Raw genomic sequence first — 22616 nt, 5'->3', positions numbered from 1 at the left:
GCGCGCTGTGCCTAGCGCCGCCGATGTAGGACAGCGAAACTTCGGCGTCGACGTGTTCCGCCCTACCGCCCCAGCTTCGCCCGCACCTCGGCGGCATGCTGCGGGCCGACCCGCACGCTGGCGCCGGAGTTCAGCACCAGGGTAATGTTGCGGCCGACCTGGCTGATCGACACGATCGCGGCCGGACACACGAACGACGACCGATGAACACGGACCATCGCTGCGGGGTCGAGGTCGCGTTCCAGTGCCGCCATCGTGACCCGGAGCATGTGCGAGCGCTCGGCGGTATGAAGCAGGGCATAGTCTTTCGCCGCCTCGATCCATTCGATCGCCTCGATCGGCACGCGGATCTGGCCGCGCCCGGTCGGGATCCAGAACTCGGTCGCATACTGGCCCGGCGGTGCCGCGGGCGGGGCGGGGGCGGGCAGCGTCGCCGACGGCTGTGCCTGGTCGGCGATGCGGCGCAGGACGGAGCGGATGCGCGCCAGCAGCTCGCGCGGCTCGACCGGCTTCATCACATAATCGTCGGCGCCCAGCTCCAGCCCCGCGACGCGATCGGCGACGTCACGCCGCGCGGTCAGCATGATGATGCCGATCGGCGCGCCCGACGCGCGCAGCCGCCGCGCGATCGAGAAGCCGTCCTCTTCGGGCATCGACACGTCCAGCACGACCAGATCGACGGACCGCGCCGCGATCACCGCATCCAGCTCTGTGCCGCTGCCTGCTTCCGACACATCGAGATCGTCGCTCAGATAGGCGGCAAGGGGTTCGCGCAGGTCTTCCTCGTCATCGACGAGCACGACGTGGGGAGTGCTCATGCCAATTCCAATTCTGCGAGGAAGTGGCGGATCGAGTCGGGCATGAACGGCTTTTCCAGCACCGGCCTTCGCGCATCGGCGAGGAAGCGGGCGGCGGCGGTGCCCAGCGTATCGCCGGTGGTGAAGGCGGTATGCGCCGCCAGGTCGGGACGCTGCACGGCGATCCAGGCGTAGAGCGCCGGGCCGTCGACATCGGGCATGCGGATGTCGCTGACCACCAGGTCATAATGCTGGCCCTGCGCCAGCCGCGCCTGCGCCGCCGCGCCGCCCACGACAACCTCGCACTCGAACCCTTCGAGCGACAGGAAATCCGCGAGCGACAGCGCGATCTCTTCCTCGTCGTCGACGAGCAGGGCGCGGCGATGCGCAGCGGCGGCGGGCTTCGCCGCGGTCGGCTCGACGCGCGGCAGCAGGTCGCGCTCGTCGAGCGGCAGCGTGAGGCGGAAGCACGCCCCGCGTTCCGACGGTACCAGCGTCAGCCGCCCGCCATGCGCTTCTGCCAGCCCCTGGCTGAAGGACAGGCCGACACCCGTACCTTCGCCCTGGGGCTTGGTGGTGTAGAAGGGTTCGAAGACGCGCCGCCGCATGTCGGGCGGGATGCCGGGGCCGGAGTCGGCGACCTCCAGGATGACGGTGCGCGGTTCGGGGCCGAGCGCGGTGCGGACCTCCAGCCAGCGCAGGCTGCCGACGCCTGCCATCGCCTGCTGCGCATTGACGATCAGGTTGGTGACGATCTGATGGAGCTGATCGCTGTCGGCGGAGATATGCGGCAGGTCCACCGCCAGCGCGCGGGTGATGCCGACGCCGTCAGAGCGCAGCCCGTAGCTGGCAAGCTCGATCGCGCCGTTGGCGACGGCGTTGAGATCGACCGCGCTGCGTTCGGGCTTTTTCTGGCGCGCCATCGCGAGGAAGGTCTGGACGATGCGGGCGCAGCGATCGGCGGCCTTGCGGATCTTCAAGGCTCGGTCGGCAAGCGCGGTGCCTTCCGCGTGGCGCTCCATCATCACCGCCTGCGCGACGACGATCGAGAGCGGATTGTTGAGTTCGTGGCTGACGCCCGCCAGGAGCGAGCCAAGCGCCGACAGCTTTTCCGACTGGTACAGCGCGTCGCGCGAGCGTTGCAGCGCCGCCTCCGCCGCCTTGCGCTCGGTCAGGTCGAGGGTGAACCCACCGGTCTTGCGGGCATCGTCGCCGATCGGGAAGACGATCGAGAGCAGCGTCGCATAGCGATCGGTCGAGGCGGTGGCGAACTCCTCCGCGACGGGGCTGCCGGCCAGCGCGCGCGCCTCCATCGCGACGATCCGCGCCGCCATGTCATCAGGGAACAGTGCGTCCGGATGCTGCCCGACCAGCTCGTCCATCGGCCGCCCGACAGCAACCGCCAGTTCCGGGTTGACGCGCAGGTAGCGGCCGTCCCGATCCTTCAGGTGCATGCCGACGGGCGCGTGCTCCATGAAGGCGGCGAGCTGCGCCTCGCTTTCCGCCAATCGCTCCTCGAAGCGTGCGCGCTGCAGCATCGGCCACGCCCGGTCGGCGACTTCGGCCATCAGGCGGACCTCTGCCGCGGTCCATGCACGCGGCTGATCGGCCTGCGCCGACAGCAGCGCCGCCAGCTTGCCGTGGCGGACCAGCGGCACCGCGACAAAGGCGCGTACCCCCGCCGCCTCGAACGCCGGAAGGTTGTCGCCATCGAACAGCGGGTGATCACGGACGTCGGCGACCGCCAGCAGCCGTTCGTCGAGATGGTGCGCGACCACCCGCCGGCCGAGCGCGGCGATCGGCAGAGGCGGGCGCGGCGGGTCGGTGGCGTTGCCGCCATGCTGATCGACAGCGAGCGCCACGCTGCGCGCGTCCGCCTCGACATAGGTCAGCCGCGCCGCGCCGAGTTGACGTCCGAGCAGGTCGAGCGTCGTGGCGAGGATCGCGTGGACCGACGGCTTGTGCCGCACCGCGTCGCTCCAAGCGATCATGAACGCCTGCTGCCGTTCGCGTTCCCGGAGCGTCGCGACCGCGCGGGCGCGAGTGACGGTGGACCAGGTCAGTTCCGCCAGTTCCTCGATCAGCGCGACCTCTTCCGGCGTCCAGCGGCGGGGTGCCGGATCAGCGGCGGCAAGGATCGCGACCAGCCGCCCGTCCTTGACCAACGGCACGCCGATGCCCGCGCGCGCCTGATGGTCCAGCAGAAACTGTCGCACTCCGGCGGTGATCAGCCCACCGACGATGCCGGCATCGGGGGTCGCGACCGTATGTCCGGCGCCAAAGGCGGTCAGCATCGCGGCGAAACCGGCCGGCGGGCGATACTCGACCTCGGCCTGGCGAAGCGTGCCGTTGACGCTGACGGTGAATCGACCCGGATCGCCGTCCGTTTCGAGGTAGAGCACCCGGCCGACGGCGAGATGCGCCTCTAGCAGCCCGGCGATCACCGCGATGATGCGGGTGGGATCGCTCTCGTCGCGGACCGCATCGCTGACGGCGCGGAAGAAGGCGTCGTGCGACTGGCGGCGTTGCTGATCCGACAGGTCGAGCTGGACGCCGCACCAGCGCAGGACCGATCCCGCCTCGTCGTGGACCGGCTCGGCGCGGGTGAGGAAGGGGCGCCAGCTGCCATCCGGGGCGCGGAGCCGCGTCGTCGCCTCGAAGGCATGACCCTGAGCCGCGGCGAGGCGCCAGGCGGCGAGCGTCGCGGGGCGGTCGTCGGGATGCAGGGCGGCGAACGGGTTGCGTTCCGTAGTCCCGAAAAAGTCGCGGCCGTGACCGTTCATCCAGTAGATGCGGCCGTCCTGCCGGGCGAGCCAGCAGATGCCGGGCATGGTCGCCGCCAGCGTGCGAAATGGCTCGTCCGAGTCGCGCGCGGCGTCGACCGGCCATGTGGCCGGTTGCCCTGCAGCCGCGCCCTGTCCCGCAGCGATCGTCGCCATCATTCCCCCGCACCGGCCTGTAGCATGATTCGGGAAACGGGAAACGCGGCAATGTGCGGCCACGGGGCGCGGCATGATGATCGCCGTGCCGGCCCAGCTGCTAGGGTGCGGCGAGGTCCGCCTCGGCGGCGCGGCGCCTGCCCAACCCCATGCGGCGCAACTCGGGTTCGCGATCGGCGAACTGATGCTTCAGCGCGCCGCCAATGTGAAGGACCAGCAGGAACAACAGCATCCAGGCGACCTTCTCGTGTACGCCCTCCATCTGTTCGTGGAAGGCGTGCTGGCCGGCAACGCCGCCGGGCTGGCGGCCGAGATTGGCGACCGGAGCGATCATCGGCACCGGCGCGATCCCCCAGATCAGCGCCGGTTTGCGCGATTGCGGCGCCGGTCTGCCCTCCGCGGCGGCGCGTTGTGCCTGCTGGATCTGCGCATAGGCGGCGCCCGGCGAGCCCGCGGGGGGATTGGCGGAGATCATTACCCAACCGGTCCACGGCACGAACAGCATCGCCGCATAGAGCAGCAGGTGGACGCTATGCGCCAGCCATCGCTCCCACGGCTGCATCGGCAGCATGGGTGGGGGTTTATGGGTCAGCCGCCAGCCGATCCTGACCAGCGTCAGCGCCAGGATCGTCAGCCCCGACGAGATGTGAAAGGCGAAGAAGCCTTTGGGCAGCGCGCCGCGCAGCAGCCCGGACAGCAGGTTGTACGCGATCAACGCCGCGATCGCCCAGTGCAGCGCGATCGCGACGCGGGTGTAGCGGGCATAGATCGCCGGGTCGCGCATATCGCCCCGGGCCGCGGTCGCCATCAACTGTTCCTTCACTTGCACCCGCATCAAGCGGTGCTGCACCGTGCCTGTCAACCGCGACCGTGGGGATGCTATAGCGTGCCGGTCCGGAGTGCGGGGCAGGAGAGAGCATGAACGGCGCAGAGAGCCTGGTGTCCACATTGGCCGAACGCGGGGTGGAGGTGTGTTTCGCCAATCCCGGCACGTCGGAAATGCATTTCCTGGCGGCGCTCGACAACCCCCGGATCAAGAGCGTGCTGTGCCTCTTCGAGGGCGTCTGCACGGGCGCGGCGGACGGCTGGTACCGGATGCGGCAGACGCCCGCATCGACGCTCCTGCACCTCGGCCCGGGGCTGGCGAACGGGATGGCCAACATTCACAACGCGCGGCGGGCGTCGTCGGGGATGGTCAACATCGTCGGCGAGCACTCGGCAAGCCACCTGAAATATGACCCGCCGCTCCATTCGGACATCGAGGGGCTGGCGCGGCCGCTGTCGCATTGGGTGCGGCGCGCGGAGTCATCGCGGACGATCGCCTGGGACACCGTGGCAGCGATCGCGAAGGCGCGCGAGCATCCGGGCCGGATCGCAACGCTGATCCTGCCCGGTGACACGGCTTGGCAGGAAGCGGGCGAGATGCGGCTGCCCGCGCTTGACGCGCCGATGCGCAAGGCGCCCGACCCGGCGCGGGTGGAGGCGGTCGCGCAGGTGCTCCGGTCGGGCGAACCGGCCCTGCTGATCGTCGCCAACCGGGCAGCGCGGGGGCGGGCCCTGGAGCTAGCGGGCGCAGTTGCGACCGGCGCGGGCTGCCGCCTGGCTTCTCAGTTCTTCACGAACCGGCTGGAGCGCGGGGCGGGGCGTGTGCCGGTCGAGCGCATCCCCTATTCGGTCGCGCCGGGGATCGCCTTTTTGGCGCCGTTCAAGCACCTTATCACCGTCGAGACGCGCGAGCCGATCGCATTCTTCAGCTACCCCGATCAGCCCAGCCTGCTCAAGGCGCCGGGCGCGCAGGTCCACAGCCTGGTCGAGGGGGACGAAGACAGCGAGCTGGGGCTGTCGATGCTGGCCGAGGCGTTGGGGCTGGACGGCGCCGCGCCGGTGTTCCAGCGGCGGGTCGATACGCCTGTGCCGACTGGCGCGCTATCACCGATCAGCATCGCCCATGCGCTCGCGGCCGCGATCCCCGAGCACGCAATCGTCGTCGACGAATCGCTCACGACCGGGCGCGAGACGATGGGCTATACCGCCGGTGCGGCGCCCCACGACATGATCAACAATCTCGGCGGCTCGATCGGGTACGGCACGCCGGTCGCGACCGGCGCGGCGCTGGCGTGCCCCGACCGCCGGACGATCTGCATGGTCGGCGACGGCAGCGCGATGTACACGATCCAGTCGCTGTGGACGCAGGCAAGAGAGGGGCTGCCGGTCACGACGATCATCTTCGCCAACAACCAATATGCGATCCTGAAGGCCGAATACGCCAATATGGGCGCGGGCGCGACGATGGGACCACAGGCGCTGGCGATGATCGACATCGACCGGCCGACGATCGACTGGGTGGCGATGGCGAAGTCGATGGGCGTGCCCGGCGTTCAGGTCGACAGCGTCGAGGCGCTGCATGCCGCGATGCTGAGGTCGTTCGGCGGGGCCGGACCGTCGCTGATCGAGGTCAAGCTCTACTAGAGCGTCATGCCGCCGCCCGTCCGCAAGATCATCCATGTCGATATGGACGCCTTCTACGCGTCGGTGGAGCAGCGCGACGACCCGGCGCTGAAGGGACGGCCGGTCGCGGTCGGGTATCCGGCGGCGAGGGGCGTGGTGGCGGCGGCGAGTTACGAGGCGCGGGCGTTCGGCGTGCGGTCGGCGCTGCCGTCCGTCACCGCACTGCGGCGCTGCCCGGAACTGGTGTTCGTCCGGCCGCGCTTCGACGTGTACCGCGCGGTATCGCGGCAAATCCATGCGATCTTCGCCGATTATACCGACCTGATCCAGCCGCTGTCGCTCGACGAGGCGTATCTGGACGTGACCGCGGACCGATGCGGGCTGCTGACCGCATGGTCGACGGCGAAGGAGATCAGGGCGCGCATCCTGACCGAGACCGGGCTGACCGCTTCGGCGGGGATCAGCTACAACAAGTTCCTGGCGAAGCTCGCCTCCGACCATCGCAAGCCCGACGGGCAGTTCGCGGTGACGCCCGGGATGGGCGCGGCGTGGGTCGAGACGCTGCCGGTCGCGCGCTTCCACGGTGTCGGGCCGGTCACCGCACGGCGGATGAAGGCGCTGGGGATCGAGACCGGCGGCGACCTGCGCGCCCGTCCGCTCGCCTTTCTGCAGGAGCATTTCGGCAGCGCCGCGGACTGGTATCAAGCCATCGCACGCGCCGAGGACGAGCGGCCGGTCAACCCCAACCGCGAGCGCAAGTCGTCGGGGACGGAGACGACCTTCGATCAGGACCTGACCGACCCGGCGGCGATCGAGGCGGCGGTACTGGAGCAGGCGGACGGGGTCTGGGCCTGGTGCGCCAAGGCGCAGGCATTCGGGCGGACGGTGACGGTCAAGGTCAAGTTCGCCGACTTTCGCCAGATCACCCGCAGCCGCAGCTTCCCGGCGGCGGTCGCGACGCAGGCGGCGTTGCGGGCGGCGAGCGCGACGCTGATCCGGTCGGTGATGCCGCCCGACCAGGGCGTCCGGCTGGTGGGGGTGACGGTGTCGAGCTTCGAGGAGCGGGCGGGGGCGGGAATGCCGCTGTTCGGGGAGGATGGCTTGACCAACGAGCCTCTCCCGGCTTAGGCGAACGGCTCATGGCCCCTTCGTCTAGTGGTTAGGACGCGGCCCTTTCACGGCTGAAACACGGGTTCGAGCCCCGTAGGGGTCACCAGCGAGACGGAGAACGCGCGGGGCGCGCGTTTGCCGTACCGCTGGTGACGGGAGCGCGATGCGCGACCTCACGCAAAACCCGACCTTCATTCACACTGCCGCCGCCGCATGGCAGACGGCCTGGAGCTTGTTGCCGTCGGGGTCGCGGACATAGGCCCCGTAATAGTTCGCGTGGTAGTGCGGCCGCGGGCCCGGCGCACCCTCGTCGCTGCCACCGTGGGCCAGCGCGGCGGCGTGGAAGGCGTCGACGGCGGCGCGGCTGCCGGCGAGCAGCGCGACATGGGTGCCGTTGCCGTGGCTCGGCGGGTTGCCGTCAAAGGGCGCGCCGATGAAGAGCTTTGCGCCCATCACCTCGCCGAACACGAGCGCGCGGTCGAGCGCGAACGGTTCGATCAGGCCGAGCGTCGCCATGACCGGGCGATAGAAGGCCGCCGCGCGGTCGAGGTCGGCGCTGCCTAGCGTGACGTGGCTGAACATACTGATCCGTCCCCTAGTCGGCCCATGCCGCGTCTTCGACGTGCAGCTCGGCGGCGGGGCGGCTGCCCCAGTCGTCCAGCTTCGCGCGGCCTGCCAGCCACAGCTTGCGGTGCGGCGGCGCGCCGAGCAGCGCTTGGCCGAGCGCGGTTTCGGCATGGCGGAAGGCCATCGCCTTCAGGCTCGCGCCGCAGTCGCCCGCGACGATGCAACGGACATGGCCGTTGCCGACCACCTCGGCGCGGACCACCCGCACCGGCCCGGCGGCGACGCGCGGGGCGGGCCAGCCCGCGCCATAGGGACCGCCACCGTCCATCGCGCCGACCAGTTCGGGATTAACTCCGCGCGTTGCGAGCACCGCGTCGACCAGCAGCGCACGGCCTTCGCTCGACTGCGCCACCGCCTCGGCAAGCCGGTGCTCCAGGAAATCGGCCAGCTCGCCGACGCGATCCGCCGCCACCGTCAGCCCCGCCGCCATCGCATGGCCGCCGCCCGCGCTGACGATCCCCGCCTCCTTCGCGGCGAGCACCGCCGCGCCGAGATCGACTCCCGGGATGGACCGGCCGGAGCCCTTGCCGACCCCCGCCTCGTCAATCGCGATGACGATGGCGGGGCGGCCGAGCTTCTCCTTCAGCCGCCCGGCGACGATGCCGATGACGCCGGGATGCCAGCCATGGCCGGCGGCGACGGCGACCTGACGTCCATTCGCCGCCAGCGTCTCCGCCGCCTCCTGCACCCCCGCCTCGATCACCCGCCGGTCGCCGTTGAGGCCGTCCAGCTCCTGCGCCAGCACGCGCGCCTCAGCGGGATCGCCGGTGGTCAGCAGCCTGACGCCGAGATCGGCGCGCCCGACCCGGCCGCCGGCGTTGATCCGAGGACCCAGCGCGAAGCCCAGGTCGCTGCAGGTCGGCGCACGGGTCAGCCGTGATGCCTCGATCAGCGCGGCGAGCCCGATATTGCGGCGTCCAGCCATCACCTTCAGCCCCTGAGCGACAAAGGCGCGGTTGAGCCCGCGAAGCTGCGCGACGTCGGCGACGGTGCCCAGCGCGACCAGATCAAGATGGTCGAGCAGCTTCGGCTCGGCCCGGTCGGCGAAGAAGCCGCGTCCCCGCAACACGCGCAGCGTCGCCGCCAGCAGCAGGAAACAGACCCCGACCGCGGCCAGGTGGCCGTGGTCGCGGCCGCCCTCCTCGTCGACGCGGTTGGGGTTCACCACCGCCACCGCGTGCGGCAACGTGCTCGCGCATTGGTGGTGGTCGGCGACGATTACGTCGACGCCGACGTCGCGTGCCGCCGCCAGCGCGTCGAACGCCTGCGCGCCGCAGTCGACGGTGACGATCAGCGTCGCACCCTCCGTCGCAAGCCGGGTCAGCGCCGCGCCAGACGGACCATAGCCCTCGGTCACGCGATCGGGGATGTACACGACGGGCGCCAGGCCGAGGTCGCGCAGCACCAGCGTCATCAGCGCGGCCGAGGTCGCGCCGTCGACATCGTAATCGCCGAAGATCGCGACCCGCTCACCTGCCTGCACCGCATCGGCGAGCCGCGCGGCGGCGGTGTCCATGTCGCGGAACGAGGAAGGATCGGGCATGAACCGGCGGATTGACGGCGTGCGGTGCTCCGCCAGCGCCTCGCGCGCGACGCCGCGAGCAAGGAGCAGCTGATCGACAAGATCGTCGTTGCCCAGCCCCTCGCGCGTGTCGGCGGACAGCGCGCGCCAACGCCAGGGCTGGCCGAGGATCGAGGCCGTGATGCCGAGGACCGGGGTCATGCGTGCAAGTTGTCCAAGTTGCGGCAAATCGCATGCATCTTTGCGTACGCCGGGATCGTGGTGCGGTGAAACGAAGCCGGAACAGGCGTGTGGCTGCGCATGCGCGGGGCTTGGCACAGATGCGGCGTGTAGGACAGCACTCGTCTGCCTCGCGCGCCGGCGGCGGCGCGCCCGAAACGCGTGACGGTGGGACGATCACGTCTCAGGCGGCGCCCCCCTTTACCCGCTCGCTACGCAACCGGGCGCCCTCTTCCGCAAAACGGGGGGAGAATGCGCTTCACTGCATCCAGCTGCCTTCGCGAAACCATTTCGTGACGATGTATTTGACGCCTGCGACTACCGGCATGCCTTCGTGGAGGGTCTTGTCGTTGGGGCTGCCGTCGGGGTTCATGTTGTTCCAGGCGAGCAGCAGTCCGCGCTTGGGGCTGACCTTGATCCCCGCCTGCGGGAACCAGGTCGCGCCGCCTTCCTCGACGTCGTTGAGGTAGACCATCGCGGTCCAGGTGCGCTGGCCGCCCTGTTTTGCCACATCGGCCCAGTATTTCTCGCCGACGTGAAAATAGTCGTGGTGCGCGCGAAACTGCTGCCCTGGCGCATATCGCTGGCCCTGCATCGTCTCGCCGTGGCTCGCGTCGAGGCCCAGCAGCGCCGCGATCGACTCGTCGGTGGGGCGGACCAGTGGCGACCAGCGGTCCATGTCGCAGCTGTCGGACGTCCGAAAGTTCGCCTCCGGCCGGTCGGCGAGCAGTGTGGACGGACGCCGGTTGGCGTCGATCATCGTCACCAGATCCTCGCAGCGAGCGGCATCCAGAAAATCGGGGCAGTAATAGAATTGCGCTGTGTCGATCTGCGCGCGCCGGACCTGCGGGTTGGCGTCGAGCCGAGTGGCGACGGACAGGCCGGCAAGCTCACGGATCTTGGAGGTGGCGGGTTTGGCGCGGGCGAAGAGAGACATGGGACATAGCGTTATCGCCGCGTGCGGCGGCTGTTCAAGGTCAAAGCCATGCAAGCCGCACCCGGATCGCTCGCGCAATCCGGGCGCGGCCGCACCGTCACCAAAATATGTCGTAGACCGTGTCGACGACCTGTCCGCTGCGCAGATCGACCAGCAAGGCATCGTTATAGTAACGCACCCAGCGATAGGGGCCGTCCACGGGGGGCAGCCGATAATCATATGGGTCGTCGATCCAGTAGTTTTCCCCCCACAGAACCGACGATAGCGTGATGCCGATCGAGAAGCGGCGGTAGCCATAGTCCCAGCCATAGGGCGCGTAGTAGCGCGGCAGCCGATAGGCGCTGCGGTTCAGTGCGCGGTAGCCGCCCCAGTCGTAGCGACGGTCACGCCGCCAGTCGCGGTTCCAGCCGCCCGCCCGCCCGTCAAAGCCCCGCCCGTCGAAGCCTCGCCCATCGGAGCCCCGCCCGTAGGAGCCCCGGCTGCCGAAATTGCGGTTATCATTGCCGCGATTGTCAAACCCGCGGCCGTTGAAATTGCGGTTGCCGAAGCTGCGATCGTCGCTGCCGCGGTTGCCGAACCCGTTGGCGCCCTTGTCATAGCGGCTGGATTGCGGATCGCGCCGTGTGTCGGCGGGCGTGAACTGGTCGCGCCGGAACTGATCCGGCCGCCCCTGTTCGAAGGCCGGCCGGCCGCGACCCGGATCCTGCCGGAACTGGTCCTGCCGGAACTGTTGCTGCCCGAACTGCTGCTGCTGCCCGAACTGCTGCTGCACGCCAGCCTGCCCGTCGCGGCGACCCTGCCAGCCGCCGCGGTTTTGCCATCCGCGCGCCTGGTCCTGACCCTGCGCCTGTGCCTGAGCCTGCGCCTCACCACCGCCACGGTTGCGCCAGCCGCCATTGCCGTCGCCGCCGCGCCCGCCCTGCTGCGGCTGCGCCTGAGCTCGGGCCTGCGCCTGCGCGTCGACGGTCGGACGTTCCGGCCGCTGCTGCTGGCCGCCATTCCGGTCGCCGCCATTCTGCCCGCCGCCCCATTGCGGCCGCGCGCCCTGCTGGCCGCCGCTATCGCCGCCGCGACGGCCGTGCCAGCCGCCGTCCTGCGCCTGCGCCGGCGCCCAGGCGGTCGCCGCCAGCAACGCTCCGATCACCCACTTCTTCATGTGACGCCTCACTTCAAGCCTGCCGGCGCACAAGCCGGCCCTGACGATGAAAGTGCAATGCGCGAGTCGGGGTGAGGCGAAGCTGAATTGAGCTGACAGCGTGTAGAAAGGATGGGAGGCCGGCTACCTTCCGCCTGTCGCCCGTGCCCCCACGCCCGGCGCAACCAGCGCCGGAACCTGTCGCGCCGCGTCGGCCGGGTCGATGCCGGGACGAAAGCCGGCGGGGATCACCTCTTCGCCACGCAGCGCCCGTCCGGCCCGGCCGATCGCCTCCACTAGGCGCGGATAGACGCCGCAGCGGCACAGCACGGTGATCGCCTCCCTGATCTGCGCCTCCGACGGATTGCTGTTCTTGCGCAGCAGCACGCTGGCCTGCATGATCATGCCGCTGATGCAGTAGCCACACTGCACGACACCCTCGGCAATGAAGGCGAGCTGGAGCGGATGGCTGCGCTCACGCGACAGGCCCTCGATCGTGGTGACGTAGCTTCCTTCGATCTCGCCGATTGTGACTCGGCACGACGCCACGGCAGCGCCGTCGACATCAACGATGCAGGCGCCGCAATGGCCGGTGCCGCAGCCGTATTTCGCACCGGTCAGGTTGGAAGCATCGCGCAGCGCCCACAGCAGCGGGGTAGCGGGGTCGAGGCGGTATTCGACGGGCTGGTTGTTGACGGTGAAGCGGGTCAAGACGATTTCACCCGCCGGCGCGCTGGCGGCAAGCCACCGTCGAACGGTTTCCGCGGTGCCGGCCCACCGGCCGGGCGTGGCGCTGCGCTGTCGCCTACCGGCACGGTCGTAGCCGCGCCTTGGCCTTCGACTAGTTCCGCCAGCTCGTGTCCTTCCGGTCGACCAGCCGCACCATCGCGTCGAACTCGGCCTTGCCGGGCAGCATGCCGGGAACTGCCGACTGGTGGAGGTCGCGCTGGTGCACGGCGACGACCTCAGGGGATACTTCGATCGGCTTGCCCATGCTTGCGGTAGCGATCTGGATTTCGCAGGCGCGCTGCAGCGCCCAATGTTTGACGAACGTCTCGGACACGCTGCGGCCCATGACCAGGATGCCGTGATTCTGGAGCAGCATCATGCGCTTGGTGCCGAGATGTTCGAGCAACCGCTCGCCCTCCTCGTCGCGGACGGTGACCCCTTCGAACTCGTGATAGGCGATCTGGTTGGCGAAGTTGCAGGCGTAGAAATTGACCGACCGCAGGCCGCCCTCGACCGAGCTCACCGCCATCCCCGCCGTGGTATGGGTGTGCGCGATGCAGTGCGCGTCGGGCAGGTGGCGGTGGAAGAGCGCATGCTGGACGAAGCCGGCGCGGTTGACCGGATAGGGGCTGTCGTCCAGCTTGTTGCCGTCGATGTCGATCTTGACGAGGTTCGACGCGCACACCTCCGAGAAGTGCAGCCCGTAAGGGTTGATGAGGAACGCGCCCTCTTCACCCGCGATCTTCAACGTGATGTGATTGAAGATCATCTCCGACCAGCCCATGTGATCGAAGACGCGATAGCAGGCGGCAAGCTCCTGGCGCGCCTCCCACTCGGCGGTGGACATGGTGGGCTTGCTGCGCAGCTGGGTGGCCATGGCGGAACTCTCCTGATCGTGCGCCGCCTATCGCATGGCGGGCGGGGGGCGATCAATGGCCGAGCGCGACGATCTCCTGCGCGTCGAACCCGAGCGCGGCGAGTACCGCAGCGTCGTCGCGCTCGCCGCTCATCGCCGGGGCAACCGTCTCGCTGACCGAATAGCGCGGGGCGGGCGCGGGCTGGGTGATCCCCCCCGCCTCGACGAAGGTGGCGCGCGCGCGGTTGTGCGGGTCGGCCAGCGCGTCGTCGAAGCCGAGCACGGGGGCGAAGCAGACGTCGTGGCCAGCGAAGGCGGCGACCCATTCGTCGCGCGTCTTCTCCCCGAACCGCCGGGTCAATGCGGCCTTCAGCGGGCCCCAGCTGCGCGGGTCCATCTGCCGGTCCCATTCGGGCGTATCGAGGCCCATGACGGCGCGCAGCTTCGCGTAGAATTGCGGCTCGATCGCGCCCAGGCTGACCCATTTGCCGTCGCTGGTCGCATAGGTGTCGTAGAAATGCGCGCCGGTATCGAGCATGTTCTCGCCGCGCCGGTCGCCCCAGCGGCCCATCGCGCGAAAGCCCCAGATCATGCTCATCAGCAGCGCGGAGCCGTCGGTCATCGCCGCGTCGACCACTTGTCCCTCGCCGGTCTTCTGCGCATGCAGCAGCGCCGCGAGCATGCCGAACGCCAGCATCATGCCGCCGCCGCCGAAGTCTGCGACCATGTTGATCGGCGGCGTCGGCTTCTCACCAGCGCGGCCAAAGGCGTGGAGCGCGCCGGAGATGGCGAGATAGTTGATGTCGTGGCCGGGCTCGCTCGCCATCGGCCCGGTCTGGCCCCAGCCAGTCATGCGGCCATAGACGAGGCGCGGATTGTCGGCGAGGAGCACGTCCGGCCCGAGCCCCAGTCGCTCGGTGACGCCGGGGCGGAAGCCTTCGATCAGGCCGTGCGACTGCGCCACGATGCGGCGGACGGCGGCGACGGCGCCGGGCTGCTTGAGGTCGAGCGAGACGGAACGGCGCGAGCGGAGCAGCGGATCCTTCGCGTCGGTGGAGAAGCCGCCGCGCCCGCCCCGGTCGATGCGGATCACCTCCGCGCCGTGGTCGGCGAGCATCATCCCCGCAAACGGACCGGGGCCGATCCCGGCGAGTTCGACAATGCGGATACCCTTGAGCGGTGCGTCGGCCATCTATCCTCCTCCTAACAACGGCGCCGCCCGCCCGAGCGCCAGCTCGGCGTCGGAGAACCGGATCGGCGTGCGCAGGCCGGGCAGCACCGTGCCGTCCTCGCGTGCGACCTCAATCCGCATGCCCCGCGCAATCACCTGAGGGTCGGCGAACGCCTGTGCGACGGTGTTGATGGGGCCGGCGGGAACCCCCGCGGCTTCGAGCGCGTGAAGCAGGTCGTCGCGGGTGCGGAGCCGGGTCAGTGTCTCGATCGCTGCGAACAGCGCGGGCTTGTCGGCGAGCCGCCCGGCGTTGGTCGCCCAGCCCGGGCGCTCGCCGAGCCCCAGCACGGCGCAGGCGCGGCGGAACTGCGCGTCGTTGCCGACCGCCAGGATGAACCAGCCGTCGCTCGTCGGGAAGACTGCATAGGGCGCGACGTTCATGTGCGCGTTGCCGACGCGGGGCGGGGTGTCGCCGCTGACGAAGTAATTCATCGCCTGGTTGGCGAGGACGCCCGTCATGGTGTCGAGCAGCGCCAGGTCGAGCAGCTGTCCGCGCCCGGTCCGCTCCCGCTGCGCCAGCGCCGCCTGGATGCCGATCACCGCATAGAGTCCGGTCATGATGTCGGCAAAGGCGACGCCGATCTTCTGCGGCTGGCCGTCGGGCTCGCCGGTCAGGTCCATGATCCCGCTCATCCCCTGGACGATGTAGTCGTAGCCTGCCCGGCTTGCGTAGGGCCCGTCCTGGCCGAAACCGGTGATCGAGCAATATACCAGCCGCGGGTTGAGTGCGGACAGGCTGGCATAATCCAGCCCGTATTTGACGAGGCCGCCGACCTTGAAGTTCTCGATCAGCACGTCGGCATCCGCGACGAGGTCGCGCACGGCCTGCTGCCCCTCAGGCGTGACGAAGTCGGCGACGACCGAGCGCTTGCCGCGGTTGCAGGCGTGGTAATAGCCGGCGGTCTGGGAGCCGTCGGGGTTGGTGATGAAGGGCGGGCCCCAGGTGCGGGTGTCGTCGCCCTCGGGGCTCTCGACCTTGACCACCTCGGCACCGAGGTCGGCGAGCACCTGCCCCGCCCACGGCCCGGCGAGGATGCGGGCGAGCTCGACCACCTTCAGGCCGGCGAGGGGCGCTCCCTTCATCGCCCATGTCCCCGGTTGCGCGCGCGGCGCTGGCTGGTCAGAAACCGAACAGACGCGGCGCGATCGACGTCCACGCGGCGCTGCGCGCGATCAACGGCTCCACTGCATGAAGCGGGATCAGCAAGGCCATCGCTCCGACGGTAACGGCATGCACGCGCCCAAGCGGGCGCCGGTCGTGGACAGCGAGCGCGACCAGCAGCGCATCGGCGGCGAGGTTGGGCGTCATGTCGAGCCAGGGATAGGGCAGGGGAAGGTGCAGCAGCACGCGCGAAAAGGCCGGGCCGAACAGATTGAGCACGGCGATAAACATCAGCCGGCGGTGCCATTCGATCCGTTGCGTCGCGGCGACGATTCCCCAGCCGAATGCGACCGTGAAGACGCAGATGTCGACAAGGTTGTAGAGCGTGAACTCGAACGGCAGCGCCACGCCCTTCGTCTGGCGTTCTCCGGCCGACGTCACCGCCTGCCACAGCCCCAGCGGCAGCATCGCGCCCGCCAGCCAGATTCCCGTCTGCCCCCAGCCGCGGTGCTGGCGTATCCTGCCGGCCCGCACCAACAGCGTCTGCGCGACGTACAGGCCGATCCAGCCGAAGAAGGCGAGGCCGTGAAGATGCCGTAGCAATGTGAAGTGCGCGCCCGTTGCGAGCGGCATGAAATAAGTCACGGGAAAGCTGGCGACCACCAGGAGCGCGATGGCGATCGCCGTGACCGCGAAGAACCGGCTGCCGCGCAGCGCCGGTGGGTGCTGGTCCAAGATGCTTCCCCCGAGCGCCCCCGCGCCCGGGGCGCGACACTAGCGGCGATCGGGTCGATGGCAACATCCGCCCGACCGGCATCAGAACGCCGCGATCCCTGTGATCGCGCGGCCCAGGATCAAGGCGTGGACGTCGTGCGCGCCTTCATAGGTGTTGACGGTTTCGAGGTTCATCAGGTGGCGCATGACCTGATACTCGCCCGAGATGCCGTTGCCGCCGTGCATGTCGCGGGCGTCACGCGCGATGGCGAGTGCCTTGCCGACATTGTTGCGCTTGACGATCGAGACCATCTCCGGCGCGAAGCGGCCCTCGTCCATCAGCCTCCCGACGCGCAGGCTCGCCTGCAGCCCCAGCGCAATCTCCGTCTCCATGTCGGCGAGCTTCTTCTGGAACAGCTGCCGTCCCGCGAGCGGGGTGCCGAACTGGTTGCGGTCGAGCCCGTACTGACGGGCGGCGTGGAAGCAGAACTCCGCGGCGCCGAGCGCACCCCAGCTGATCCCGTAGCGCGCGCGGTTGAGGCAACCGAAGGGCCCCTTCAGCCCCGCCACGTCGGGCAGGATCGCGTCGGCGCCGACTTCGACCTCGTCCATCATCACCATGCCGGTTATGCTGGCGCGCAAGGACAGCTTGCCCTCGATCTTGGGCGCGCTCAGCCCCTTCACGCCCTTTTCGAGCACGAAACCGCGGATCGCGCCGTCGTCGGTCTTGGCCCAGATGACGAACACGTCGGCGATCGGCGAATTGCTGATCCAGGTCTTCGCGCCCGACAGGACGTAGCCGCCCGCGACGCTCTTCGCGCGCGTCGTCATGCCGCCAGGGTCGGAGCCGGCATCGGGCTCGGTCAGGCCGAAGCAGCCGATCCACTCGCCGCTCGCGAGCCTTGGCAGATATTTCCGCTTCTGCGCCTCCGAGCCGAACGCGAAGATCGGATACATGACGAGGCTCGACTGCACGCTCATCATCGAGCGATAGCCCGAGTCGATCCGCTCGACCTCGCGCGCGACCAGGCCATAGGCGACGTAGCTCGCGCCGACGCCGCCATATTCCTCCGGGATGGTCGGCCCGAGCAGCCCCAGCTCGCCCATCTCGCGGAAGATCGCGGGGTCCGTATGCTCGTGCTGGAACGCCTCGACGATACGCGGCGCCAGCCGGTCCTGCGCATAGGCGCGCGCAGTGTCGCGGACCATGCGCTCGTCCTCGCTCAGCTGCTCGTCGAGCAGGAACGGGTCTGCCCAGTCGAAGCGCCCCATGCCGGCCATCATCATGCTCCTTTCCGACCCGGCTAGGCGGGGCGGGCGAGCGCGTCCAGACCGATCGGATCAGATGTCCTTGGTGACGCCGACGAAGAAGCCGCGGCGCGGCCCGTATTGCGGCGCGCCGACACCGATGCCGGAGCCGTCGCGGATCTGATAGACATGGTCGCCCGCGTTGACGACGTCGAGCCTGAGGCTCAGCCCCGGCTCGGCAAGCCGGTACGAAGCCGACAGATTGACCTGCGCATAGGGGGGCAGCTTGCCGCCATTGGGCACGTCGCCGTCGGTGCGCAGGCCCGACCCGTAGAGCACGTCCGCCCCCAGCTTCAGCCCGGTCAGGCCGCCATGGAAGGCGTAGGAGACGCCACCGGACGCGGTGTAGGTCTGGTCGTGGTCGAGATAGATGAAGTGGTTGCGGATGTAGGCGAGGTCGGCGGGGTCGAAATTGAATTGGCTCGACACGATGAACTCGCCCTGGGCCTTGGCGCGGGCGAGGTTGGCGTAGGCGAGCAGGCCGTGCGCGGCATAGCTGATGCTCGCCTCGACCCCGGTAATGTTGCCGTGGTCGTAGTTGAACGGCGTCAGGATGATCGGCGCGCCGAACTGGCCCTCGTCGATCAGGCGGTGGGAATGGCGGTAATAGGCGTCGATGCCGATCGTCACCGGGCCGATCTTCTGCTGCGCGCCGACGTCGAAATAATCCTGGGTCTCGGCATACGGCGTGTCGTTGACGATGGCGCCGTTCGCGTCGGTGTTCGCTGCGCCGCTGGTGCCGTTGAACAAGCCGATCGAGGTGGTCGCGACGAGCTCGAACGGCGGCGGCGAGAAATAGCGCGCATAGCCGGCGTGGAGCGTCGTGCCGCCCTGCTGGAACACCAGGTTGGCGCGCGGTGAGAAGCCGCTTTCGGTCCGGTAGGCCGAATAATGGTCGAAGCGGCCGCCGAAGTTGAAGGTCAGCGCGGAGGAGAGCTTCAGCTCGTCCTGCAGGTAGACGCTCTCCGTCCACTCAGTCCGCGCGCCAATGTCGGCGATTGTGATCGGCTGGCCGGCCTGGTCGCCGTCCGCATCGACCGGGAAGACGGCGGTGCTGGTCCGGGTGCTGCTGCGGTCGCGCGCGATCACGACGCCGGCGCGGATGGTGTTCGACCCGCCCAGTTCATAGGCGGCGTCGGCCTGGCCGTAGAGTGCGAAATCCTTCTTGTCGGCGGCCTGCGCCAGCCCGTTGTACAACAGCTCGCCGAGCCGGTCGGGCCGGTAGCGGAGCGCCGAGTAACGCGCCGCGAGCGAGGCCTGCACCGTCAGGTCACCGTCCTTGTGGAGCAGCGCTAGCTGGCCAAACGCGGTCTGCTCGACCTGACGCTCGTTTAGCCGCTCGCTGGGATAGGCGGTGACGCCGCCGACCGCATAGGTGCCGTCGGGCTGCAGCCCCTTGGGATTGGGGATCTGAAAGAACTGGTTCGAATAGCCGCCGACGAACGACACCCGGTCGTCGTCGCTCAGCGTGTGGTCGACATAGGCGAACGCCTGATACTGGTCCGATCGGTCGTGGAGCGGAATGACGGAAGCGTCGACGCCCTCGATCCCGCGGCTGGTGCGGTGATAGTCGCCCGACACGAAGTAATTGGTGTCGCCGCTATGACCGCCATATTCAATGGACGGCTCGATCGTCTGAAAGCTGCCGCCGTAGAGCGAGACGGTGCCGCCGTTGTTGAACAACCCGCTCTTGGTCGTAATGTCGATGATGCCCGCGGTGCGCAGGCCGTATTGGGCGGGCAGCGCGCCGGTCAGCAGGCTGAACCGGTCGATCAGCCGGGGGCTGAGCGTCTGCCCGAAGACAGCGATGCCTTCGGGCAGAATGGTGCCGTTGATCCGGTACTGCAGGTTGTTGTGATCGTCGCGGACATGGAACTGGCCGAAACCGTCCTGCACGACGCCGGGCAGCTGCAGGATGATCTGGTTGAGCTGCTGGTTGTCGCCCTGGGGCAGCGCCTGGATCGTCGCGTTGCTGATCGTGTAGCTGGTCGCGCCCAGCGCCGGCTGGATCGTCGAGCGCGCCGCGTCGAGGCGCTGGCCACGCACGACCACATCGCGGGTGGTGCTACCTTCGGGCGCGACCGTTGCGGTCTCGGCGGGGGACTGGCCCGCATCGGCTGTCGCCGGTGGGTCCTGCGGCGCGGGAGCGGCGGCGACCTGCGCGGCGGCGGGCAGGGGAGCGAGCAGCATCGCGACACCGGCGAGGAGAACGGCTTTGGGCATGAGGCAGGCGACTCGCAAAGGAAACGGGTAGCGCGCTGCCTAAAGGTCATGTGACAACATATCAAAGGAAAGATCATTCGGGTCGGCGCACTGGAGGGGCGGCCTGGCCGTTCAAACCTTTCGCTAGGATGAAGCACCGCAAAGGTGACAAAGGTTACATTTAATGACGTCGTCAGGCTTCCAGCACCAGCACGGTCAGCACTGCGCCGTTACGGGTCGGTAGCACGTCGCAGCTCGCAACCAGATGTCCACGCAGGTCCAATTCGATCTCGGGCAGCGCGGCCAGCCAGCCGTCGATCCCTCCGCCTTCAACCGCGACGCGATGCTGCGCACCGGTAAAGGTCGCGCTCGCCCAGGGCGTCTGTTCCTCGTGCGTCAGGGTGGGCGCGACCCCGCCCGCGGCCGCCGAGTGGCGCAGCGCGCGGAGCAGTAGGCGGACAGGGTCGCCGCCGGGGATCATGGCCGGTCGCGCAGGGCAGCGAGCATTTGTGCGATCGTCGCCATGATGCGGCGCTGGTTGGCCGGGCCGACCTGCCGCCCCCGGCGCATGTCGCCCACCAGTCGCGGGTCGTTCACCGCCACCCGGCCGAACTTCGTGGGCGGGATACCGGTATGGCGGAGGCAACGGTCGATTGTGAGGGGACAGGAGAGGCCGGAGTGGCGGGATCATCCGGGAAAACGCGGGGAGAAGTGGGCGAGCGCGGCGGAAAACTGCGCTTTTCTGGGTAATGCAGGCGGTGGGATGCTGCTCGGCGGGTGTCTAGAGTCAGGCGCGATTTAGACACGCCCGGGACAGGAGCAGCCGGAGTCGCGGCGGGCAGGCCAACGGACCGCTCAGCGGCCTCTCAGCCGCAGAAAAGCGCCGGTTTTTGCGCTTAGCTCACCCCCGTGAGCGCACCGGCCGCCAGCATCGCCGCTTTAAAACTGGGACCCAAGCAGGTCCCAGTTCGCCTGCAGGGTCCCACTTAGCGGAGAGGCGCAGAAAAGCTGGACTTTTTGCCGCCAAACCGACGGATCGCGGCAATCCGCCGGTCGCGGAAGTGGGACCGTTTTTTTTGCCGACGCAGACGACCCGACACCTAATAAAGGTGCGGTTCGAGATCGCGCGGGGTCATCCGCACCTGGCGCCGCATCTGCTCGACGCAGGTTTGCGCGTAGGTCCGGCGAACCCCCTCTTCCTGTGTGCGTGTCAGATCGGGCGTCGCGGTGACGATCGCCCAGAACGCGTCGAATACGGCCCGGCGCGACGGGTGTATCCCCAGCGGCCCGTCGCTGATCGACCACAGATAGCCGATCGCCAGCGAAAGGGCCGGGGTACGCTCCAGCGCGCGGGTGCCGCATTCGTTGGCCGCGCTCTCAACCAGGCCCAAGGCGATGAAGGCGAGCCGCTGGCGCGGGGTCGGCACGGGGCCGCACGGCGCGTCAGTAGCTGAGCCAGTCGAGCGTCGCGTCTTCAAGCGCGGCGTGCAGCTCTCCGTCGGCGCCGACGGCGTTGAGGCGGCAGCTTACCGCGTCGGCAGTCCCTTCGCGCGGAAAGCCGGGATCGCGGGCGGCGGCCTGGGCCAGCTCGCCGATCGCGTCGGTCCGGTTCTTCTGGTTGAGCAGCCACTGCCCGAAGGCGGGCTTGGGGCGGCGGGTGTCGAGCAGGTCGGCGTTGAGCATCATCTTTCCTCCGTTCGAGTCGAACACCGCTTTTAGAACAAAAGCGGAACGAGGAAACGGGGGCTTAGTCCCGGTAGTGCCAGATCAGGGCAACGCCGGCGGCGATCAGCTGCTCGCCAAGGTCGCGGCCGGCCAGCGTGCAGGCGGCGACGGTCCGCCCGTACCGGTCGGGTCCGAAACTGCGGCAGGGCATCGCCGGACCGCTGACGATCACGTGGCCATCCTCGGTCGAACCGCGCGTACCGCCGAGGAGCGCGACCAGCCGGTCCCGCGCCTCGACGCCGCTGGCGCGCGGGCAGGGCTGGCCCGGACGGCAGCTGCCGTCCAGTTCCCGCGCCGCGACGTCGTGGAGGCGCAGGCGCTCCCCCTCAGCGCACCAGATCGGGCCGTCGCCGTCCCACACCCGCGTCGCGGTGCAGGTGAAGGCACGCCCGGCCGGCACGGTGGGCGCGCGTGCGAAGACGGACGCAATCGCGACGACCTGCAGTGCGATCGCGACCGCGAACTCGACCCGCAACAGCAAGGTACGCCAGCTCACCGTCGGTGGTGTCCGCGGCCGCCCTGGGCGATGACATCGGCCGCGTAGGCGTTGGTCAGCGGCGTGTCGGGCCGTCCGGGATCGCGCGGGCCGGAGAACCAACCAGCGATCCGGCGACCGAGCGGTGCGTAGGGTTCGCAGCTCGACGCCCACATGTGCGCGAAGATCGCCTCGCCTTCGGCAGCGATAGCGGCACCCGTGACGTCGTCGCCCAACGGCATAAGGTGAGGCTCGATGGACGCGAAAGGCCGCGCGCCGCCGCCGCCGTAGAACACGAAGCGCAACGTCGACTGCTGGTCGCGAATGAGCGGCGTCGCCTCGACCTCGCCGCAGATCAAAGTGTCGTCAGTCAAACCGTTCGCGTACCATGCAGCGACCAGCCGCGGCCGGAAGGGTGACAGCTGCTGATCCACCACCCGAAGCGCGGCCTGCTCCTGCGCTGCCGGAACGGCGGGGTGGCCACACCCTGCGAGCAGCAGCGCCGCCGCGGCGATCGCTGCTTTCACCACGTACGCAGAC

At 69.2% G+C, this 22616-nt stretch carries 22 protein-coding genes and 1 tRNA gene; 3 read left to right on the top strand and 20 right to left on the bottom strand.

The features are described 5' to 3' along the window. Positions 1 to 62 precede the first annotated feature (62 nt). The 3 genes from ACP2AD_RS11915 to ACP2AD_RS11905 all read right to left on the bottom strand — a co-directional run bounded on the left by ACP2AD_RS11915 (position 63) and on the right by ACP2AD_RS11905 (position 4544). Positions 63 to 818, bottom strand: coding sequence for a LytR/AlgR family response regulator transcription factor (locus ACP2AD_RS11915; protein ID WP_425230269.1), 756 nt, complete (start codon positions 816 to 818; stop codon positions 63 to 65). Then, positions 815 to 3736: an ATP-binding protein gene (locus tag ACP2AD_RS11910; protein ID WP_425230268.1), complete on the bottom strand. Its 2922-nt coding sequence runs from the start codon at positions 3734 to 3736 to the stop codon at positions 815 to 817. Before ACP2AD_RS11910 ends, ACP2AD_RS11915 begins: the two co-directional genes overlap by 4 nt. 100 nt (positions 3737 to 3836) lie before the next feature. Beyond that, positions 3837 to 4544, bottom strand: coding sequence for a cytochrome b (locus tag ACP2AD_RS11905; protein ID WP_425230267.1), 708 nt, complete (start codon positions 4542 to 4544; stop codon positions 3837 to 3839). Between the two features lie 110 nt (positions 4545 to 4654). On the opposite strand from ACP2AD_RS11905, the gene ACP2AD_RS11900 reads away from it, so the two are divergent. The 3 genes from ACP2AD_RS11900 to ACP2AD_RS11890 all read left to right on the top strand — a co-directional run bounded on the left by ACP2AD_RS11900 (position 4655) and on the right by ACP2AD_RS11890 (position 7400). Next, the gene (locus tag ACP2AD_RS11900) at positions 4655 to 6205 is read left to right on the top strand and encodes an acetolactate synthase large subunit (protein ID WP_425230266.1); all 1551 of its coding nucleotides are present in this window, start codon (positions 4655 to 4657) and stop codon (positions 6203 to 6205) included. A gap of 6 nt (positions 6206 to 6211) precedes the next feature. Next, positions 6212 to 7312 (top strand): DNA polymerase IV, encoded by a 1101-nt coding sequence (gene dinB / locus ACP2AD_RS11895; protein WP_425230265.1) that lies wholly within the window; start codon positions 6212 to 6214, stop codon positions 7310 to 7312. Between the two features lie 13 nt (positions 7313 to 7325). Beyond that, a tRNA-Glu gene (locus ACP2AD_RS11890) sits at positions 7326 to 7400 on the top strand. Between the two features lie 89 nt (positions 7401 to 7489). On the opposite strand, the gene ACP2AD_RS11885 is transcribed toward ACP2AD_RS11890, so the two are convergent. The 17 genes from ACP2AD_RS11885 to ACP2AD_RS11805 form a co-directional block, all read right to left on the bottom strand. Then, a complete protein-coding gene (locus ACP2AD_RS11885; RefSeq protein WP_425230264.1) occupies positions 7490 to 7876 on the bottom strand; it encodes a VOC family protein in 387 nt (128 codons plus the stop codon). A gap of 13 nt (positions 7877 to 7889) precedes the next feature. After that, positions 7890 to 9644, bottom strand: coding sequence for a single-stranded-DNA-specific exonuclease RecJ (recJ, locus tag ACP2AD_RS11880; protein WP_425230263.1), 1755 nt, complete (start codon positions 9642 to 9644; stop codon positions 7890 to 7892). Positions 9645 to 9921: 277 nt separating this feature from the next. Beyond that, entirely contained in the window at positions 9922 to 10599 is a 678-nt protein-coding gene (locus ACP2AD_RS11875) for a prolyl hydroxylase family protein (RefSeq protein WP_425230262.1), read from the bottom strand. A gap of 97 nt (positions 10600 to 10696) precedes the next feature. Further along, the gene (locus ACP2AD_RS11870) at positions 10697 to 11755 is read right to left on the bottom strand and encodes an RcnB family protein (protein WP_425230261.1); all 1059 of its coding nucleotides are present in this window, start codon (positions 11753 to 11755) and stop codon (positions 10697 to 10699) included. A gap of 123 nt (positions 11756 to 11878) precedes the next feature. Further along, on the bottom strand, positions 11879 to 12445 hold the full coding sequence (locus tag ACP2AD_RS11865; RefSeq protein WP_425230260.1) for a (2Fe-2S)-binding protein: 567 nt from the start codon (positions 12443 to 12445) through the stop codon (positions 11879 to 11881). 130 nt (positions 12446 to 12575) lie between these two features. After that, on the bottom strand, positions 12576 to 13340 hold the full coding sequence (locus ACP2AD_RS11860; protein ID WP_425230259.1) for a class II aldolase/adducin family protein: 765 nt from the start codon (positions 13338 to 13340) through the stop codon (positions 12576 to 12578). Positions 13341 to 13392: 52 nt separating this feature from the next. After that, positions 13393 to 14511 (bottom strand): CaiB/BaiF CoA transferase family protein, encoded by a 1119-nt coding sequence (locus ACP2AD_RS11855; protein ID WP_425230258.1) that lies wholly within the window; start codon positions 14509 to 14511, stop codon positions 13393 to 13395. Further along, positions 14512 to 15633 (bottom strand): CaiB/BaiF CoA transferase family protein, encoded by a 1122-nt coding sequence (locus ACP2AD_RS11850; RefSeq protein WP_425230257.1) that lies wholly within the window; start codon positions 15631 to 15633, stop codon positions 14512 to 14514. 37 nt (positions 15634 to 15670) lie between these two features. Further along, a complete protein-coding gene (locus tag ACP2AD_RS11845) occupies positions 15671 to 16387 on the bottom strand; it encodes a hypothetical protein (protein WP_425230256.1) in 717 nt (238 codons plus the stop codon). 81 nt (positions 16388 to 16468) lie between these two features. Further along, positions 16469 to 17647 carry an acyl-CoA dehydrogenase gene (locus ACP2AD_RS11840; protein ID WP_425230255.1) on the bottom strand — a complete coding sequence of 393 codons (1179 nt, stop codon included), beginning with the start codon at positions 17645 to 17647 and terminating at the stop codon, positions 16469 to 16471. Positions 17648 to 17707: 60 nt separating this feature from the next. After that, the gene (locus tag ACP2AD_RS11835; protein WP_425230254.1) at positions 17708 to 19897 is read right to left on the bottom strand and encodes a TonB-dependent receptor; all 2190 of its coding nucleotides are present in this window, start codon (positions 19895 to 19897) and stop codon (positions 17708 to 17710) included. Positions 19898 to 20069: 172 nt separating this feature from the next. Next, on the bottom strand, positions 20070 to 20357 hold the full coding sequence (locus ACP2AD_RS11830; RefSeq protein ID WP_425230253.1) for a hypothetical protein: 288 nt from the start codon (positions 20355 to 20357) through the stop codon (positions 20070 to 20072). Continuing rightward, positions 20354 to 20479, bottom strand: a complete 126-nt coding sequence (locus ACP2AD_RS11825; protein WP_425230252.1) for a hypothetical protein — start codon at positions 20477 to 20479, stop codon at positions 20354 to 20356. The genes ACP2AD_RS11830 and ACP2AD_RS11825 overlap by 4 nt, the downstream gene beginning before the upstream one ends. 497 nt (positions 20480 to 20976) lie before the next feature. Beyond that, on the bottom strand, positions 20977 to 21303 hold the full coding sequence (locus ACP2AD_RS11820) for a hypothetical protein (RefSeq protein WP_425230251.1): 327 nt from the start codon (positions 21301 to 21303) through the stop codon (positions 20977 to 20979). 16 nt (positions 21304 to 21319) lie between these two features. Beyond that, the gene (locus ACP2AD_RS11815; protein ID WP_425230250.1) at positions 21320 to 21559 is read right to left on the bottom strand and encodes a YozE family protein; all 240 of its coding nucleotides are present in this window, start codon (positions 21557 to 21559) and stop codon (positions 21320 to 21322) included. 64 nt (positions 21560 to 21623) lie between these two features. Beyond that, positions 21624 to 22031, bottom strand: a complete 408-nt coding sequence (locus tag ACP2AD_RS11810) for a thermonuclease family protein (protein ID WP_425231162.1) — start codon at positions 22029 to 22031, stop codon at positions 21624 to 21626. A 62-nt stretch (positions 22032 to 22093) separates the two neighbouring features. Further along, positions 22094 to 22606, bottom strand: coding sequence for a hypothetical protein (locus ACP2AD_RS11805; RefSeq protein WP_425230249.1), 513 nt, complete (start codon positions 22604 to 22606; stop codon positions 22094 to 22096). Between the last annotated feature and the right edge of the window lie 10 nt (positions 22607 to 22616).

The organism is Sphingomonas sp. (assembly GCF_965248875.1).
Taxonomy (GTDB): Bacteria; Pseudomonadota; Alphaproteobacteria; order Sphingomonadales; family Sphingomonadaceae; genus Sphingomonas.
Note: the sequence above shows the minus strand (reverse complement) of the source record. Positions and strands in the feature narration are given on the sequence as shown.

Excerpts from the sequence above, each read along its gene's own strand:
- ACP2AD_RS11915 (WP_425230269.1), bottom strand. The coding sequence starts at position 818 with ATGAGCACTCCCCACGTCGTGCTCGTCGATGACGAGGAAGACCTGCGC.
- ACP2AD_RS11910 (WP_425230268.1), bottom strand. The coding sequence starts at position 3,736 with ATGGCGACGATCGCTGCGGGACAGGGCGCGGCTGCAGGGCAACCGGCC.
- ACP2AD_RS11905 (WP_425230267.1), bottom strand. The coding sequence starts at position 4,544 with ATGGCGACCGCGGCCCGGGGCGATATGCGCGACCCGGCGATCTATGCC.
- ACP2AD_RS11900 (WP_425230266.1), top strand. The coding sequence starts at position 4,655 with ATGAACGGCGCAGAGAGCCTGGTGTCCACATTGGCCGAACGCGGGGTG.
- dinB (WP_425230265.1), top strand. The coding sequence starts at position 6,212 with ATGCCGCCGCCCGTCCGCAAGATCATCCATGTCGATATGGACGCCTTC.
- ACP2AD_RS11885 (WP_425230264.1), bottom strand. The coding sequence starts at position 7,876 with ATGTTCAGCCACGTCACGCTAGGCAGCGCCGACCTCGACCGCGCGGCG.
- recJ (WP_425230263.1), bottom strand. The coding sequence starts at position 9,644 with ATGACCCCGGTCCTCGGCATCACGGCCTCGATCCTCGGCCAGCCCTGG.
- ACP2AD_RS11875 (WP_425230262.1), bottom strand. The coding sequence starts at position 10,599 with ATGTCTCTCTTCGCCCGCGCCAAACCCGCCACCTCCAAGATCCGTGAG.
- ACP2AD_RS11870 (WP_425230261.1), bottom strand. The coding sequence starts at position 11,755 with ATGAAGAAGTGGGTGATCGGAGCGTTGCTGGCGGCGACCGCCTGGGCG.
- ACP2AD_RS11860 (WP_425230259.1), bottom strand. The coding sequence starts at position 13,340 with ATGGCCACCCAGCTGCGCAGCAAGCCCACCATGTCCACCGCCGAGTGG.
- ACP2AD_RS11855 (WP_425230258.1), bottom strand. The coding sequence starts at position 14,511 with ATGGCCGACGCACCGCTCAAGGGTATCCGCATTGTCGAACTCGCCGGG.
- ACP2AD_RS11850 (WP_425230257.1), bottom strand. The coding sequence starts at position 15,633 with ATGAAGGGAGCGCCCCTCGCCGGCCTGAAGGTGGTCGAGCTCGCCCGC.
- ACP2AD_RS11840 (WP_425230255.1), bottom strand. The coding sequence starts at position 17,647 with ATGGCCGGCATGGGGCGCTTCGACTGGGCAGACCCGTTCCTGCTCGAC.
- ACP2AD_RS11835 (WP_425230254.1), bottom strand. The coding sequence starts at position 19,897 with ATGCCCAAAGCCGTTCTCCTCGCCGGTGTCGCGATGCTGCTCGCTCCC.
- ACP2AD_RS11830 (WP_425230253.1), bottom strand. The coding sequence starts at position 20,357 with ATGATCCCCGGCGGCGACCCTGTCCGCCTACTGCTCCGCGCGCTGCGC.
- ACP2AD_RS11815 (WP_425230250.1), bottom strand. The coding sequence starts at position 21,559 with ATGCTCAACGCCGACCTGCTCGACACCCGCCGCCCCAAGCCCGCCTTC.